The organism is Sphingobacterium arenae, assembly GCF_014692505.1.
GTDB classification, from domain to species: Bacteria; Bacteroidota; Bacteroidia; order Sphingobacteriales; family Sphingobacteriaceae; genus Sphingobacterium; species Sphingobacterium arenae.
Genome location: NZ_JACNYK010000004.1, coordinates 1 through 17,955 on the forward strand (window position 1 = coordinate 1; position 17,955 = coordinate 17,955).

Here is a 17,955-nt window from a genome sequence, read left to right on the forward strand (position 1 = left end):
GAATGTCTTTTACAAATGATTCCGTGCTCTTCTTCTTTGATGTTCCCATAATTAAATCTAACGTTTTTGATGAAAACACTCCTTAAGTTTTTAAATTATCGTGTCCACTTTTTGCTGACGATTTACAGTAAGCGAGTATCTCTACAATATCATACAAATTGACGTTTCTGGAAATTTCTCCGGTGATCTGCTTAGTGGGTATAGATCTATTTTCAAAAATAAATTTGACATCGTACCAACGTTCAAGTTCAGTCGTAATTTCCTGCAGATTACTCCTCTTAAAACTGAAGATCCCATTCTTCCAAGAAATAATCTGCTCGACATCTGCAATTTTATGTTGTAAACCGTCTTGAGCAGAAATAACCTGCTCCCCTGGTTTCAGTGTTACCGAATGTCCGCTACTGGCATTTTTTTGGTCAACCCTGACCTTACCATGCGCCAATGTTGTTTCGGCCGGATTATTTGGATATGCACTGACATTGAAGCCGGTTCCTAATACTTCAATCTGCTGGTCTTTTGTATGGACGAGGAATGGTTTTCTGGGGTTCGGACTTACTTCGAAATACGCTTCTCCTATTAGCTCGACTTCTCGGTTATCCTCCTCAAATTGTGTAGGATAACGAAGTTGAGATCCGGCATTAAGCCATACAGTTGAACCATCTTCTAATACGACTTTAAACTGTCCTCCTATTGGTGTACGAAGGGTATTCCATGTTGTCGATACCAATCCCTGATTACGCAAATTTATTCGGCGGTCTCCGAGAAGAATACCGCCATTGTGGACGGATAAGCTCTCGCTGCCATCCAGTATGAATTGTTCTCCATTTGCTAACTCGAGAATGGCTTTATCCGTTCCTGCCGTAATATTTTCAAATAGTACACGCTGTTCAGCTGGGGTATCTGCAAAAGTATTTGTACGATAGAGATACAGCGATGCAGACAAGACAAATAGCACAACAGCGGCCGCTATACCGTATCGCGCCTTTAGAAGCCTAATTGATCTCGGTCTGGAAGTTTTTTCTCGAATTACAGATTCAACTTCAACCAGATGCTTTTGGAGATCGGAATCAATTAATTCGTGGATGGATTCTTTTCCCCGATGCAAATAAAAACTGTCTAACCAGAGTTGCTCTTCTTTGCTTAATGTCTCCCCTGCGCGGTATCGCGCGAATAGATTTAAAATTTCTTTTTTGTCCATCTTTAATTAGGTCTAATCCGCCATTTCAGCGGCTATATAAAGTAGACGGCTAAAGAAGGAAAAGGGAGTACTAAAAAAATAAAATTAAAAAAGAAAAAAGTAGGGTGGTTAATTTTGCACGTAAATATCGGAGTGCATTATGTACTTGCTTCTTGGCTGTTTTTTCGGAAATATCTAGTAGCTGGCCGATTTCTTTGTAACTAAGCTGCTGCTCGCGGTTCAATTCAAAAATCTCTTTGGTTCGCGGTGGTAATTCCGATTTTTCACTATCAATCAAGGCTATCAATTCGCGTTCCAATACTGATTCCTCCGTATAACATCTTCCATTTTTCTCGAAATCATAGATTTCTTCTAAATAATGTTCGACCACTTTTTGATGGCTTATATGATCTAAAACGCGATTCTTTACAGCCTGTGTCAGGTAAGCGACAACAGATGTTTTTATAATAAAAGATCTGCGTTTCGTCCAGACAGCAATAAATATATCCTGTATGATATCATTACAAATTTCAGTATCCGGAATCATACGGTATGCATGACCGTACAGCCGTTCTTTGTATCGATGAAATAATTCTTCGAAAGCGCAATGATTTCCCGAGCTTATCTGCCTCGCCAGTTCTCCATCTTCAACATATTTATACGGATTGTTCATTTCTATCTGAAATGTAAATTTACCTGATTCTCCCATAAAATGCAAAAGGGTTGATGAAGTACATTTACAATGATCACAAATCATCTTTAAAAATAGCAATACCCTTCTGCAAATAAGCGGCATAACTGTTCACGTCATAATCTGCCCCGCTGGGCGGTATCAGCACATTACCGTCGGTATCTACAATTACATATAGTGGTTGCGAGTTGTTATTGAACGAAGAAGCCTGAAAATCGCTATTCTTGTTGCCGATCGTACGGATATGCTTGCCTGAATACGATGAGACGTATTGCTCGTCTGACGATAGCTCTGTTCTGTCGTCCACGAACAGTTCCACCATAACGAATTCTTCACGAAGCAGCATTGCCACTTTTGGATCGGTCCATACGTTAGCTTCCATCTTCCGGCAGTTCACACAGTTCCAGCCTGTGAAGTCGATCAATACGGGTTTGTTCAGTTCTTTTGCCGCGGCCAGTCCTTCTTGGTAATCGTAGTACGGGTCAAAGCCCTTGGGGGTACCCCGCTCATGAAAGATTTCATAGTATTTCTTTTGCTTACCGGTAGTAGTGGAACTTGTAGTGCTCGGGGTTCCGTAGCCCACTGTAGACAAATCAAAATCTTGTGTTGCCGATGGTGGCAGGAATGCAGATATCGACTTCAATGGTGCCCCCCATAAGCCGGGTACCATATAGATTACAAAAGCAAATACGATGACCGACAGGATCGTACGTGGTACAGAAAGGTGAGCTAGTGGACTATCATGCGCAAAGCCTATCTTGCCGATCAAGTAGAGCCCCATGAGCCCAAAGATCGCTATCCACAGTGCAAGGAAAACTTCTCTATCCAACCAGTTCCAATGGTAAGCTAAATCCACGTTGGAAAGAAATTTAAGTGCCAATGCGAGCTCTAGGAAACCCAATACTACTTTAACACTATTCAGCCATCCCCCCGACTTGGGCAGGGATTTCAGCATGGAGGGGAAGACAGCGAAGAGCACGAACGGAATCGCTAGGGCGATGGAGAAACCTAGCATACCAATGGCTGGTCCTAGTCGCGCTCCCTTGGAGGCTGCCTCTACGAGCAACGTACCGATAATCGGCCCAGTACAGGAAAAGGATACCAAGGCAAGGCTGAAGGCCATGAAGAACAACCCTAGTAATCCTCCCTTATCGGACTGTGCATCGATCTTATTCACAAAGGAGCTTGGCAGGGTGAGCTCGAACGCCCCGAAGAAAGAAGCCGCGAAGATAACCAGTATCAAGAAGAACAGGAAGTTGAATATACCATTCGTAGAAAGGGCGTTGAGCGCATCGGAGCCAAAGGCTATGGTGATGAGCATACCGAGGGCCACGTAGATGACGATGATAAACAGACCATATAGGAGTGCCTGTGATACGCCTTTGGCACGGGAGCCCCCTTTCTTGGTGAAGAAACTGACCGTAAGTGGCACCATAGGGAAAATGCAGGGCATAATAAAGGCTGCGAACCCACCGAGCAACCCGGCAATGAAGATACCCCATAGGGACTGTCCAGCCTCTGTACCGACATCTACGGACTGCATCGGAGCACCAGCTGGCAAGCTGACCGCGGTATCATTGCTCGATGTTCCTTCCTCGAAGATCAGGTCTTCCGGAACTTCCAACAGGCTGTCGCTTCCCATATAAGCCGGCTCATTATCAGCCGTGCTCTCCGTAAATTCAATCCCTTCGGATGAGATCAGCGTGTCCGTTTCTTGACCCAATATGATCAGCGGAATCATCAGGACTAAACTTATAAGAAGCTTACTTATGCTATACATACGCTTTAGGTTTTTTTGAAAAAGTTATGAAAGTGAAGCAGATGTCGGAAGTGAAATTGTAGACTGTGTAAGCCGGCTGATGGGATGGAATCCATCAAAATCTACGTCTGCCGTGATAAAGCTATCCCGAACAGGCTCTTCTTTAACCAAATCTGTACTTAGATATTTTTTATTGTCATCACATAGGAGCGTTACAACTGTTGCATCCGGCCCCAGCTGTTCTTTCAATTTAATTGCGCCGATCACATTTGCTCCAGATGATATACCCACTGCAAGTCCCAGCTGTTTTGCCAGTTTTTGCGCCATGAGAATTGAATCACCGTCCGAAGCTTGAATGACTTGGTCCAATTGATCAAGCTTGACAATAGCGGGAATAAATTCATCCGAAATCCCCTGTATACGATGGGATCCTACTTTATATCCTGTCGTCAAGGTTGGACTTTCGGCTGGCTCTAGAGGATGTACCTTCACAGCGGGGTTTATTTGGCGAAGATAATTTCCAACGCCCATTACCGTACCACCTGTTCCCACGCCCGCCACAAAAGCATCTGCTATTTTACCGACCGATTCCAATTGCGATGCAATTTCTCGGCCGGTAGTTAACTCGTGTGCTTCAGCGTTGTACTGATTTTCAAACTGGCGCGGAAGAAATACCCCCCCTTTTGCTGCCAATTCCTCACTCAACCGGATACTACCGAGAAAACCTCCCTCCTCTTTACTGACCAGCTGTATGTCTGCGCCCATACTCTTGATGATATCAATACGCTCCTTACTCAGCCAATTGGGCATAATGATCTTAACAGGGTGACCTAGGGCCTTACCAATAGCAGAAAAAGCTATCCCGGTGTTTCCACTTGTGGCTTCGACAATCATATCCTCTGGACGTATTGCACAATTCATATAGGCTTTATACAAAATATACAAAGCCATTCTATCCTTGATACTGCCTGTTAAATTATAATTTTCGCACTTCACATAAATGGTTCCTGGCCGACCTTGGTAAATATATTGTAACGCTAGCATCGGCGTATTACCTACCAGACACCATAGGTGTTTAAATTTACTATCCAGTTTCGGAGACAGACATTCACTGATTAACTCTTCCATCGTATTCAAATAATTATCTTACAAAATTTGCATTAAACAAAATAATATTCAACACTCAACGTATATTTTAAGAAAAAAAACTGAAAATAATAATTAAACAATAATTATTTCATTTTTTCATATATTTGAAACATTAAATCAAGAAAAACATATAATGGAACTTGACAATGTGGACATTAAGCTGTTACGTCTATTGCAAAAAGATGCTTCGCTCAGCAACAAAGAACTATCCTATCACCTTAATAAATCGATTGCAGCAGTACATGAAAGAGTGAAAAAATTAAAGGCAAATGGATATATAAAACGTACGGTAGCTATAGTGGATCGCACAAAGGTAGGAATCGACCTCATTTCTTTCTCTCAAGTATTTTTGAAAGCACATACCGCCGAAGTACTAAACGAATTTGAAAAGGAAGTTGCGAAATTTCCGGAAGTGATGGAGTGCTATCAGATGGCAGGCTCATATGATTTCATGTTGCGCATCGCGACGAGGGATATGGAAGCATATCATCAATTCTTACGGTATAAGCTGGCAGTATTACCGCAGGTCAATACGGTACAGACTTATTTTGTGCTGTCTGAAACGAAAAGTGAAACGGCTTATCCGATATAACTTAAAAAGAGAGTGCCTTTTTATTAATGACACTCTCTTTTGTTTAAAATCGGTGGACAAGCTTTAGTATCCGAATATTTCTTCGAGGCTTAACTTTCTAAGCTTTCCGATATGATCAAGCTGCTCATCTGTAATATTTTTCTCGGAAGCGACAATACAATATGTATACGGTTTATTAGCCAACTCCGTTTGGTGAACTTTTTCGATATCGGTAAACGACATCGTTTTCACTTGGCTATACCAATCTTTACGCCGATCATAGTCGATCCCTTTTTTAAGATTCTGCAGGTAACTAAAGATGATTACATCCTTTTTGATCCGTTGCGTTTCGATATCGCTGAGGAAGCTCTTCTTGGCGGTATCAAATGCTTTTTCTGAACGGGGCAATGTATTCAATAGTGCATTCATCCCCGCTACGGCCTCACTTATTTTGTCTGATTGCGTGCCGATGAACGCAGATACTGCGAAAGGATCTTCCTTCTTCGCTGGAGATGAATATCTTGCATAGGTTGTATAGGCTAACCCTTTCGCTTCACGTAGATTCTGGAAAACAATGGAGCCCATTCCGCCCCCGAAGTAACTATTGAAAAGTGCTACGCTAGCCTCTTTGTCGGCCTGATAATCGCTTCCTTTTCTATACCAACTGATATCTGCCTGTACCATATCATAATCAGCGAAGAGTACTATATTCTCTGTTTGATCTAAGCGCGTATACTGTCGTTTTGCAGGTATGCTGTTATAAGATTCTGGGGATCGGTGATACCGGCTAAGTTCCGCCGTATACTGTGTTAAATTCAGGGGGCTGTAAGCGACAACTTTGTGCTCGTAATTCAATAGATTATGTAGCAGCGCGACCAGATCGCCCCCTGTTATAGCGGTTAATTCCGCCGTAGAGAGTTGGTCGTTGAATGGATTTTCAGCGCCATACGCTGCGTAACTCATCAAACCTTGCATAATATTGCGTTTATTGGTTTTATTATTTTGCCGCTGCTGCAATATGTCTTTTTTGAGATTATCCAAGGCTACTGGGTCAACTTTACAGTTCTGTAGCAAATCGGTAAACAACAACATCGCTTCGCTATAATTTTCCTGCAGGCCGGTCAGCGTAATACGTGTTTCTTCGGTGCCGATATTTATACTATAGTTACTGGCCAATTTGTAGAAAGCCTCTTGTACCTGCGCTGCTGTCATTTTATCAGTACCGAGATAGGAAAGATAATTTCCTGCTAAGGGTAGCAATTTGTCGTTCCAGCTTCCCATTTCAAAAAGAAATGTTTGTCGGAAAAGCTGATTATCCTTATTCTGAACGTAGTATACTTCTGCTTTGCCCGCTTTTTCCCGTTGGATATCGTGTTTGTAATCTAACCATTCTGGTTGGACGGGTAATGATGGCATTGCGGCTATCTCGTTTAAATACGCGGACTGCTTGTCTGCATTGGTATTAACGGAGGTTATCGACGGCTTTTCTACTTTAACGATATCACCGGCCTCTCCTTGCTTTTTATTGATGACAACATAGTTATCGTTAAAAAAGACCTTAGCGAAATCAACAATGTCTTCTTTGGTGATTTTTGCTAGTGCATCAAGATAACCTACCTCTTTGTCCCAACCTGCACTTTTTGTACGTATAAAATCAGTGATCAGATGCTGCGTACGTGCCGTGTTGTTATCCAAGCCCTGTAAAAAGGAGAGCGTACTATTCGCCCGTATGGCATCTATCAATGATGCATCGAACTCTCCGCTCTTCAAAAGCGCTATCTGTTCTAGCAATAGCGAGCGCACTTCTTCCAATGATTGGCCTTGTTTCGGATAACCATAAAGTGTAAAGAATCCATAGTCTTTCTGTTGATTCACATTCGCCCCCGCACCCAATACAAGCTGCTTTTGGGATAAATTTAGATCGATCAAACCGGCCTTCCCGTTGGATAGCAATGAAGAAGCTACATCGGCCAACAAAGCCTCCCGGCTGCTACTTTTACCTACACGGTAACCCATCATCATGTACTGCGCACTTGGTCCGAAAACATCGAGAACGGCGGATTCCTGAATTGGCTCCTCTAAAACATCACTATCGGATACGGGCGTACCGGATGGAAACGAGCCAAAATAGTGATCCACCTTCTTAATCATATCATCTGAATTGAAATCTCCTGCTAGCACAATCGCCATATTGTTGGCGACATAATAGGTATCGTAAAATGAACGAATTACTTTTAAAGAAGGATTTTTAAGATGTTCTACTGTTCCCAATGTGGTCTGCTGTCCATAGTTTGTTTTTGGAAAAAGTTTAGCCAATAGTACTTCAAAGGCACGTCTTCCATCATTGTCTATGCTCATATTCTTTTCCTCATAGACGGTCTCGAGTTCGGTATGGAACAGTCTAAAAACAGGGTATCGGAAACGTTCTGCCTGTATCATCAAAAATTTATCGATGGAACTCGAGGGGATATCTTCTTTGTAGACGGTTTCATTAAACCAAGTATGCGCGTTCGTGCCCTGTGAGCCGATCGTCGACATCAGCTTATCATACTCGTTTGCAATCGAGTAACGAGAGGCCTCTACAGATAGGCGGTCAATCTCTTTGTAAATTGATCGACGTTTAGCTACATCGGTTTCTCGGGTATATGTTTCATACAGCTCTTCGATCTGATCTAATAATACTTTTTCTGACACCCAATCGGATGTTCCGATTTTATCGGTGCCTTTGAACAAAAGGTGCTCCAGATAATGGGCTAATCCGGTATGTGTTGCCGGATCGTTATTACTACCCGCACGTACAGCAATCTGAGCGGTTACACGAGGCTCAATTGTATTTTCTGTAAGGATAACGGTAAATCCATTTTTCAATGTGTAGAAACGGGTATTCATCGGGTCATTACTGACGTAACGATATGTATACCCCGCGGCTTCTGCCTCTTTCCAGCTGTGATTTTTCTGTGCAGCAGAAGGTAAGACAACACTAAGCCCGATGAAAAGGACGAAAATGCGAAAAAAACTAAGTTTGATATTCATTGGATTTTTTTAATTTCTGATATGGAAATTATTTTACAGTAATGGCAAAAGTCTTTTCATCAGGGGGAAGGCATTGCTGATCGTTGCAGACCATAAATTCGATTGCACCTTTGACGACCGTTTGGCCCTTTTTCAATTTTATTTTTTGCTGGAAAACAACCTCCTTGCTGAAATACAAGACCTGCATGCTAAAAGTTTTTTCAAACTTTTTGTTCGGTGTTGGTTCCAGTACTTTTCCAACAAGTTGAAAATCGCCCGACGGTGTGAAGCTGAACGAAGTTGGAACAGGGCCACCTTCATCGATATGTTGCGAATAGATACTCCATCCATTATCGATCGTGGCCTTGAGAAAGAGTACTGCCTCGTCTTTTCCGGTCTTCTTGGCAGCAAATGCCCATTTAACTGGATCGTAAATCTGCGCCTGAATTGTATTTATTGCAAACAGGGCTAGGGTTATAATTGTTAACCTTTTCATACAACGTTTGTGTTTGATAGTTATTTATGAACTCTCCAAATATCACGGAAAGAGTATATTAATTTCATCAAAACTCTTCATTTTCTAAATTATTACCAATAGCAACGTATATTTTTAGTAAAATTTTCGGTTTATTGCAAAATACTATGTTATTTTTCTTGTTCGGAAATACTTTTCTGCTTGAATCCACAAAATCTCTAGTCAATGCTGAATCCCAATAGTTAATTTCGCTAGATAACTCTATCGTCACTTTTTAATAGACAAAAACGAAGCAATATGTCGCCACGCCAGCTTAATTATTTTCAAACCGACCATAAAGTTTACTGATCCGGAACAATACGGCTTGGATATCGCGACTTTGCAAGAACATCCCAGTTTGCAATAGTGCCTGCTTGCTTCCTGTGTTATCTCGCCGGATGATATTCAACTGCCTCTCAAAATTCACATTAATATAGTCGCGGATCTGATTACGTTTGGTGCGCAGGCTATCTATATCCAGTCCCTGGTCTTTTCTCAATTCTTCTACTGTATGTGCAAAAAAATTGTGCATCATGACGTTCAATGTATCTACAATCGTGGTAAACTTCGGATGCAGCGGCTGATGTAGATTCTCAAAATATTGAAGGCTTTCTGTACTCAAAGAATTCGCCGACTGTATCAAATCCTGCAACAGATCCGTGCTATGAACCACAACCTCCGAAGTTTTTTGATCGGTGGTATTGAGCTCGCGAATCGCCCGGAGGCTCTTTCGCTTCAGTTTAGTTGTATACTGGTTCAATGCCTGAAGCTCCTTGCTAGTTTTCTTCAACATATGTGCATCATTATCACTGATACCCCGGAGAATCTGGTTGTATTGCTGAGCCAGATCGATCAAGAAGGTCAACGTCATTTTCTTGCTGCGTACATACACGTCCAAATCGTCACCATCAAGCAAACTAAGCTTACTCTTCTCTGTCTGTGCTTTTTTTTCTTTCTTCGCAAAACTAATGTGGGATACGATAACGTAGACAACGACCAGCCCCATAAGTACCAACGCCCCGATTATCCCCCCCTTGTAGATAATCAAGGCAAAAATTGCGGAAACGCTGAAGGCAATGAGTGCCGTGATAAACCATCCACCGATCACGCTAAGCACCCCCGTCACTCTATATACGGCTGATTCACGTCCCCAGGCTCTGTCGGCTAACGAGGCTCCCATCGCTACCATAAAAGTTACATAGGTAGTAGAAAGCGGTAGCTTTTTAGAGGTTGCCCAAGCAATAAGTAAACTGGCCAGAACTAGATTAGTGGAAGCGCGGACGAGGTCAAATGCTGGTGCGTTGTTGGTAACTTGTGTCGCCTGGCGGAGTTTTTCTTTCTCAAAACTGATGTTGTAGCGACGTTTAAGATTGATAGGTACAAATGCAGAAAATATATTTCCCAATAAAAATGATGTACGGACCACACTCCGTGAGACCGCATTGGGTGTGAATTTATCATCATCGTCATCGTTTTGACTACCGAGACTGACTTCGGTTTCCGTGACTTTTCGCGCCTTGGAACTCAGCCAGATGGTCCCCGCCATCAGTAAACCGGCGATAAATAACATATAGGGAGGAACAACGACATCGCTACTGGCTAAAAACGTCTGGTATAATTGATCTGCCGCTACACCACTTTCGAGCCAGTTTTGATAGGCTACCAGTCCGGAGATCGGGACGCCAATAAAATTGACCAGATCGTTGCCTGCAAATGCCATTGCTAAAGAAAACGTTCCTGCCAAAACAACTATCTTCAACGGATTAACCTTATAGAGACGTTGCAATGCAAGGCATAAAAGCGTAAAAAACACAAAAATGCATACCAGTACAACAAGTGTATGATGGTGGACCCAATCGATGAAACCGGCGTTGAAAAGGGTTGTTCCTGACATTCCTTTAATCAGTAAGAAATATACGATTGACGTAATCCCTAATCCCGAAAATAGCGCACCGAAACGAGCCAAGCGAGTTTCATATTGAAAAGAAAACACCATCCGACATAGGTATTGAACGAGAATACCCGAGGTGAAAGCAATAAAAATGGACAGAAAAATACCCGAAATAATCGAAAACGTACTCTCTATATTAATGTATTGTAGACTCTCGGAGACGGGGTCATTTTTTTCTATGGTAAACAACAAACCGACCATCCAAGCCGCACCGAGCAATTCGAATACGATAGATACGGTGGTCGACGTGGGCAACCCAAGGGTGTTGAAAACATCAAGCAGTACAATGTCCGTTAGCATGACCGCCAAAAAAATCCATAACACCTTATCGAAGGTAAAATATTCGGGATGAAAAATTCCTTTTCGCGCAATCTCCATCATTCCACTGGAGAAAAATGCTCCAATCATGATACCAATAGCAGCTAATGTAATAATTGTCCGGAAGGAGGCTACCCGGCTACCAATTGCCGAATTTAGAAAATTCACGGCATCGTTACTGACCCCGACGATCAAATCACCAACTGCCAAAATGAGTAAGACAACCACCAAAAATAAAAACCAATCCATATTATCAGATTAAGTTACAAACATGTAAATTTTAGATTAATTTAACACCTACTTTACATTAAGTAATTGTTAACTAAATATTATTAACATATTAAACATGGTAAGGTTTGGACAACAGTATTTTTTAGAATTTGAAACGCCTTTAAACTAGATTATTTGTCCGCCGATAAAAAAACATGGCCTTTTAAACTTCATTGTAAATGAAAATAACGGGGGTCGGGATATATAAATTGGTAGTTCAATTCTTCCATTAACTTGTTGGAAGAAATCACCCTACCAATTGCTGATCGACCTTCCGTAGGAGGTTGATTCTTCTGCATCGCGATAACCTCTTGTTTAGTCGGGTGTTTAGGTGCAACAACATTGTATACTTTAGCATACGATCTGTTTTCGATCATGCGCTCGATGATAGTAGCAATATCATAAAAATGAATATGATTAACGGGTGCCTGCAGGTTGGATACCGGATATTTACTTAGTTGGCGATCGTCTCCCATCAGTCCGCCCAGCCTTAATATATTAACCTGGGGATATGCTGCTCTCAACAACTGCTCCGCTAGCACTTTATCGACAGGAACATCTTCTTCCGTGAATTCTTTTTGTAAATGTGGATAAATGCTCGTAGAATTCATAAAAAATAATTGGCCGTCATAGTTTCCTATAAAAGAAGATAGATTTCGAATCCGATTTTTAATATGATCTATATCGTGATCTTTGCGGGAAGAAATGGGTGCCGTGATAATTAAGACATCCAACGAAGACACGGCTTCCCAGAGGGAGATGTCAACGGTGGGGTTGTCTGAATTGAAATCGACTAGGATCGGATTTAAACCCTGTAAACGCAATAGGTCTACTTTTTCTTTTGATGTGGTGCTGGTATAGATATGATTCTTTTTCTGCCATTTTTCAGCTATTCTTATACCTAGCCATCCGCAACCGATAATACCTACTTTTAAGTTATTTAAATTTGACTGGATCGTCTTCATATGTTCTGCGTAAAGCTTTATCTGTACCTGAAATTTTATTAAAATAATCTTTTAAAAAATTTCTATCTATAATGGGTTGATTTTATAACCATACGTGATAATTTTCTCTAACGTTTTCCAAGTCGGAAAATGCTTTTCAATCAATCTTCGCCCCCTTTCCTCTTCTATTGCGCTATAACTGGCTACAGCCTTAAATACACAATAACCAATAGCTTCTAACGACAGGTTAGATAGTCCTTTATCGAAACAAATTCGTTCCTGCATTCGATGTACAGTATAGGGTTTATTTTTGCTCTTTCTAAAAATAACGGAAGGGATAAGCAAATTCAACTTTTCTTCCCATTGCCCTATTTGTTGTAAGACGGCCTGCTCTAGGAGCTCTTCTTTTATTTTGATCTTTCTTATAGTGGAAATATATCGGCCGCTAATGTAACAATGGATCGCACCTTTTGTTATAAAGGAGACTCTTTTTTTTAGCAAGGGTTTTATGGGCCAATATCTATCAAATACCTCCAATCTCTCCTCTACAAGAAATATGGGATCTGGAATTCTTGTTTGTAAAAAGGTACGTATTGTCCATACAGCTTCAGCCTTGGGCATATTAACCGGCACTTGTATGGTTTTTTTTTGCTCGTTCCACTGACGTACTTCAACTTCGTCGTTTGCACTGAAACGAATCTCGATCTCTTGATCATCCACTACCCATATCATGAGAGCAAGATACGGAAAAATACAGTTTTTTCTACGCAATCGTTACGTTTCATTTTCTTAAGTTTTATTATGTTTGCATACTAAACAACAAAATGGGAAACTTTAAATGTTTCCGAATTAAAACACAACGTATGATGAAAAAATTTCTTGGATTAGCCACTGTTGTGGTGCTGACTGCCGGCTGTACCGGTACACAAGAACCACATCAAGCCATTGATTTATCACACATGGATACGACTGTCCGCCCGCAAGATGATTTCTACCATTATGTCAACGGAAATTGGATGAAAACGGCCGAAATCCCTGCAGACAAGGCTCGTTGGGGTTCTTTTGATGAACTACGGGAAAACACCGACGACGCGGTATTAAAGATATTAAAAGAATCGTTAAAGGAGTCTTATGAGAAGGGTACAGACGGTCAAAAAATCGCGGATTTGTATAAATCGTACATTGATATCGAAAACCGAAATAAATTAGGATTTGATCCCATAAAACCGTATCTCTCCAAAATTGACGACATTGAGACATTAGACGATCTCTACCATTATTTGGTGGAAGTGGGACCAGAAGGCGGCAATCCTTTCTTCGGAGGATATGTCTATGCGCACATGAAAAATAGTGATGTGAATGCAGTTTACCTAAGCGGAGGAAGTTTAGGACTGGGTCGTTCATATTACCAAAAGGTGGACGATAAAAACGTCGAGACTTTAGGACAATATGCGACGTTTGCTTCTACACTCTACAGTAAAATAGATCCACGCACGAAAGATCTTAAAGGTCCGAAGATCGTTGCTTTTGAAAAGGAAATTGCTTCTTACCTTAAAACGATTGAAGAGTCACGGGATGCGCAAAAAAGGTACAATCCGGTTGCCGTTGCAGATCTAGGGAAAATGGTCAAAAACATTGATGTAGCGAACTATATTAAGACGCTCGGTTTTAAGGCTGATACAGTCATTATCAGCGAAATTGAGTATTACAAAAACTTGGATAAAATTATCACCTCACAAAATCTACCGCAGATTAAAGAGTATCTAAAATTCAATGTTATGAATGACGCGGCTAATTATTTATCCAGTGAATTGGACGAGCTGGCTTTCGAGTTTTATGGGCGTCAATTAAAGGGTCAAAAAGAGCAGCGTGCCATGGAGAAAAGAGGACTCGATTTCGTAAATGGCTCGGCAGGTGAATTGTTGGGTAAGCTTTATGTTAAAGACAATTTTCCACCAGAAGCGAAAGCGACCTGTGAAGAGTTGGTGCAGTATCTAATTAAGTCTTTTGAAGTACATATTAATGGATTGGATTGGATGTCTGCTCAAACCAAAGAGAAAGCGCTCGAAAAATTAGCTAAATTCAATGTCAAAATCGGATATCCTGATAAATGGAAAGATTATTCACAGTTAGCCGTAGGGACTTCTCTTTTTGAGAATATTCATGCCCTGAACAGGTGGTCTTTTGAGGATAATCTTGCCAAACAAGATAAGCCTGTAGATAAAACCGAATGGAGTATGACACCACAGACGGTAAATGCTTATTATAGCCCATTATTCAATGAGATTGTTTTCCCCGCGGCAATTTTACAATCGCCATTTTATGATTATCGCGCGGATGCCGCGGTAAACTTTGGAGGTATTGGCGCTGTGATCGGACACGAATTGTCGCACGGGTTTGATGATTCTGGTTCGCAATACGATGGCGATGGAAATCTAAATAACTGGTGGACACCCGAAGATAAGGAAAAGTTTGATGCCGCTGCTGATGCATTGGTTGCCCAATTTGAAGCATATGAACCTATACCTGGTGTTTTTGTCAACGGTCGCTTCACATTGGGTGAAAACATTGGTGATCTTGGTGGTTCATCGGTGGCTTTTGATGCTTTACAAATGTATTTAAAAGACAAAGGAAATCCGGGGTTGATTGATGGATATACACCAGAGCAACGGTTCTTTATGTCGTGGGCTACGATCTGGAGAACAAAAACAACGGACGAATTTGTGGTTAATCAAGTGAAAACAGACCCGCATTCTCCGGCGCAATATCGTGCTTTTGCTCCTATTGTGAACTTAGATGCATTTCACGAAGCATTCGATACGAAAGAGGGTGATAAGATGTATAAACCAAAAGAACAACGTATCAAAATCTGGTAACGGATTATCTATAGCAATCCCGTATCAGACGATACGGGATTGTTTATGACTTTACTTATAGATCAGCACTCAGGGGTCGGGAAAAATCAACTCAACCGTTGTTCCTTTATTTACCTCGCTGGAAAGGGTAATCTTGCCTTTGAGGCGCTCCATAATTTTCTTTACGACACATAAGCCAACACCCGTACCAGGAAAACCGCCCGTATTTTCCGCACGATGGAATTGCTGAAAGACAGCAGTTTGCTCCATTTCCGGAATGCCAATTCCATTATCTTGTACCGTATAAACAATAAAGCCTTGTCGCCTTGAACTGTTAATTTCAACCATTGGTTTATTCCGCTGGGAAGAATACTTTACCGCATTACCAATGACATTAAAAAAGATCTGATAGAATACGTCCTCATTCCCATACAAAGATTCTAACTGACCGATTTTGAACACGCAGTTCTCACTGTGGTACAATGTTTGACTTTCAGCACATATTTTCTGAATAATCTTCTCCAACAAAATCACGGCGTTATCGTATTGTAGCATACGTGTTTGATTCAATTGTATTTTATGTGCGATAATATGCTCGATACTGGTCAGTGCGTCCAGAATAATAGTCGTCCATTTTTGTAGCTCTAGTTCGTTAACAACATGTTTCGTTTGCAGATATTGCGCTCCCATTTTAGCTATGGAAAGAGGATTTTTTAAATCATGTGACAATGTTCGCGTCAGCACCTCTAGTTCTTTATTGAACGTTAGAATGGCATCCTGTTCTTCCACTTTTTCTAAAGCGTGCAAACGTAAAGATACGTCAGTTGCTGTCTGAACGATAGCAGTCGTACTTCCTTCTTCGTTTACTATAGCTTGATAAATGAAATCAAAATATTTTACTTCGACATCTCCATTGATCATGACATTTGTGGGATATGCTTTTACTTCATACGTCTGACCTGTCGTCCATACGCTTTTCAATATTTCCGAAAATCCCTGCTCTATGAATTCCGGAAAAACCGAGTCGACGCATTGCCCTATAACTTCCTCACCACATCCCCAGATTTCCCGCATCGCATTGTTGGCAAAGGCGATTCGTATACCTGCGGTATCATAGATAGCCGTTGCCCCCCTAGACTGACGGAGGATCTCTAAAATGAAATTTTCATATCGCTTCATGTATACGGATAAACGGGGTAGTATTACCGTCAACATAACAATTCTTTAAAAAATTTGTTTTAGTATACTGCAATTAAATACATATAGAATATCAAATATGACAGTCCTAAAATAGCTACACCATATGTTTTCTGTCTCAGAGACAAGTCAAGTCTGAATTAGATAATAAGTCAGTTTAAACACAAGTAAAAGACAATATTTTGCGATAAATACGTAATTATAGTGTATTGGCTATCGCTTTAATCCGCCGATCTGCTATTTATACGTGTAGGAAAGTAAAACACCTGTTTTATTATTTTCAAGAAATGAAATCTATTTTAACAAACACAGGTTGGTTAGCTCCTAGCCACTATTATCTCTTTCTATTGACAACCTTTCCGTATACGTATTTTTATCGTATTTCAAGGATACTATTTACTTAACGGCCAACTAAGGACTTGTTTGCATTGTTTTTGTTTCCATATTCTCCACACAATTGAACGTAAACTAGATAAAAATATGAAAACGATGGAAAGCAAAAAGATAAATCTAGCATTATTAGAAAACCAAAATATCTTAAAAAATATAGCGTTTAAATTTACGAAGGACCCAGAGGAAATCAATGAGCTTGTGCAGGAAACTTTGGTTCGTTCTATTAAATATCTGGATAACTTTTTTAATAATCCGAAGCTAGTTTCGTGGCTATACGTCATTATGAAGAATGTCTATATTAATCATTACCGACGCAACCAGCGACATACGGAATATGAAATCTTCAAAAATTCAAGGTACAAGGAAGACGGCTGTTCAGAACCTTTCACTATCAATACTGTAGAGGGAAGATTTGTGATGAAGGACATACAGGATGCATTAAAAAAACTTCCACAAGATCATTACGAGCTCTTTGTGCAATATATGGAAGGATACAAATATCGTGAGCTTTCCGATCACTTTGGCCTACCTGAAGGAACGGTAAAAACCCGCATTCACCATACGCGGAAGTTTCTCCAGAAAGAGCTATCTATATATAAAATGCGATAATAAGAAGAGAGACGTAATATAAATTACGTCTCTCTTGCTTTAAATCGAACGTCTATATCCCGGCTTGTCCATTAAATTGTCTAGTGAGTATTTTCCGGAACCAGCAATTAGAAATACGAACAGTAAGATTAAAACGATTAGAGAAATCCAAAATTCGGAATTTAGAAAATCGAACCCGTTTGTAATATTTACGAAAAATACCGCGCCGATTAATATGGGTATTTGAAAGATAACTGCCAAACGTGTCTGGAAACCAAAAATGATAAATAATCCGCCAACGAGGTGAGCGAATACCACGTAATGAACAGCCGACCAGATCGAAAGTTGAAAGTTCGTTTGCCGAATTAGGTCAGCGACAGCGTCTCGATCGTTTACGAAACTTATTCCCTTGGCAAAAATAACGATCCCAAGAAAGATTCTTAAAATGTCCAGCCAGCGTGGGTGATGCGTATCGCCCCACCGACCTATTTTTTGTACCAGATTCATATAACCTCCTTTTTTGAACGTGTAATGCCATCGTACAGCTTTAAGATGTGGTTTATAGT

At 40.8% G+C, this 17,955-nt stretch carries 14 protein-coding genes; 3 read left to right on the forward strand and 11 right to left on the reverse strand.

Annotated elements, in window-relative coordinates:
* Positions 1-82: 82 nt before the first annotated feature.
* The 4 genes from H8B17_RS14190 to H8B17_RS14205 all read right to left on the reverse strand — a co-directional run bounded on the left by H8B17_RS14190 (position 83) and on the right by H8B17_RS14205 (position 4,755).
* A complete protein-coding gene (locus H8B17_RS14190) occupies positions 83-1,198 on the reverse strand; it encodes a FecR family protein (RefSeq protein WP_190309897.1) in 1,116 nt (371 codons plus the stop codon).
* Positions 1,199-1,268: 70 nt separating this feature from the next.
* The gene (locus H8B17_RS14195) at positions 1,269-1,886 is read right to left on the reverse strand and encodes an RNA polymerase sigma factor (protein ID WP_190309898.1); all 618 of its coding nucleotides are present in this window, start codon (positions 1,884-1,886) and stop codon (positions 1,269-1,271) included.
* A 37-nt stretch (positions 1,887-1,923) separates the two neighbouring features.
* The gene (locus H8B17_RS14200) at positions 1,924-3,609 is read right to left on the reverse strand and encodes a protein-disulfide reductase DsbD family protein (protein WP_380934652.1); all 1,686 of its coding nucleotides are present in this window, start codon (positions 3,607-3,609) and stop codon (positions 1,924-1,926) included.
* Between the two features lie 63 nt (positions 3,610-3,672).
* Positions 3,673-4,755: a PLP-dependent cysteine synthase family protein gene (locus tag H8B17_RS14205; protein ID WP_190309900.1), complete on the reverse strand. Its 1,083-nt coding sequence runs from the start codon at positions 4,753-4,755 to the stop codon at positions 3,673-3,675.
* Between the two features lie 154 nt (positions 4,756-4,909).
* On the opposite strand from H8B17_RS14205, the gene H8B17_RS14210 reads away from it, so the two are divergent.
* Positions 4,910-5,368: an Lrp/AsnC family transcriptional regulator gene (locus H8B17_RS14210; RefSeq protein ID WP_223816581.1), complete on the forward strand. Its 459-nt coding sequence runs from the start codon at positions 4,910-4,912 to the stop codon at positions 5,366-5,368.
* A 63-nt stretch (positions 5,369-5,431) separates the two neighbouring features.
* Here H8B17_RS14210 and H8B17_RS14215 read toward each other — a convergent pair whose 3' ends face one another.
* The 5 genes from H8B17_RS14215 to H8B17_RS14235 all read right to left on the reverse strand — a co-directional run bounded on the left by H8B17_RS14215 (position 5,432) and on the right by H8B17_RS14235 (position 13,088).
* Positions 5,432-8,380 (reverse strand): M16 family metallopeptidase, encoded by a 2,949-nt coding sequence (locus H8B17_RS14215; protein ID WP_190309901.1) that lies wholly within the window; start codon positions 8,378-8,380, stop codon positions 5,432-5,434.
* Positions 8,381-8,408: 28 nt separating this feature from the next.
* A complete protein-coding gene (locus H8B17_RS14220; protein WP_190309902.1) occupies positions 8,409-8,855 on the reverse strand; it encodes a protein-disulfide reductase DsbD domain-containing protein in 447 nt (148 codons plus the stop codon).
* A gap of 292 nt (positions 8,856-9,147) precedes the next feature.
* Entirely contained in the window at positions 9,148-11,391 is a 2,244-nt protein-coding gene (locus tag H8B17_RS14225) for an inorganic phosphate transporter (protein ID WP_190309903.1), read from the reverse strand.
* A gap of 191 nt (positions 11,392-11,582) precedes the next feature.
* On the reverse strand, positions 11,583-12,377 hold the full coding sequence (locus H8B17_RS14230; RefSeq protein ID WP_190309904.1) for a Rossmann-fold NAD(P)-binding domain-containing protein: 795 nt from the start codon (positions 12,375-12,377) through the stop codon (positions 11,583-11,585).
* Between the two features lie 66 nt (positions 12,378-12,443).
* Positions 12,444-13,088: a hypothetical protein gene (locus tag H8B17_RS14235; RefSeq protein ID WP_190309905.1), complete on the reverse strand. Its 645-nt coding sequence runs from the start codon at positions 13,086-13,088 to the stop codon at positions 12,444-12,446.
* Between the two features lie 131 nt (positions 13,089-13,219).
* Here H8B17_RS14235 and H8B17_RS14240 point away from each other — a divergent pair, with 131 nt between their 5' ends.
* Positions 13,220-15,232 carry a M13 family metallopeptidase gene (locus H8B17_RS14240; RefSeq protein WP_223816582.1) on the forward strand — a complete coding sequence of 671 codons (2,013 nt, stop codon included), beginning with the start codon at positions 13,220-13,222 and terminating at the stop codon, positions 15,230-15,232.
* Positions 15,233-15,301: 69 nt separating this feature from the next.
* Here the strand turns inward: H8B17_RS14240 and H8B17_RS14245 are convergent, their stop codons facing one another.
* A complete protein-coding gene (locus H8B17_RS14245) occupies positions 15,302-16,426 on the reverse strand; it encodes a sensor histidine kinase (RefSeq protein WP_190309906.1) in 1,125 nt (374 codons plus the stop codon).
* A gap of 462 nt (positions 16,427-16,888) precedes the next feature.
* Between H8B17_RS14245 and H8B17_RS14250 the strand changes: the two genes are divergently transcribed.
* Positions 16,889-17,410 (forward strand): RNA polymerase sigma factor, encoded by a 522-nt coding sequence (locus H8B17_RS14250; protein ID WP_190309907.1) that lies wholly within the window; start codon positions 16,889-16,891, stop codon positions 17,408-17,410.
* A 39-nt stretch (positions 17,411-17,449) separates the two neighbouring features.
* Here H8B17_RS14250 and H8B17_RS14255 read toward each other — a convergent pair whose 3' ends face one another.
* Positions 17,450-17,896, reverse strand: coding sequence for a DoxX family protein (locus H8B17_RS14255; protein WP_190309908.1), 447 nt, complete (start codon positions 17,894-17,896; stop codon positions 17,450-17,452).
* Between the last annotated feature and the right edge of the window lie 59 nt (positions 17,897-17,955).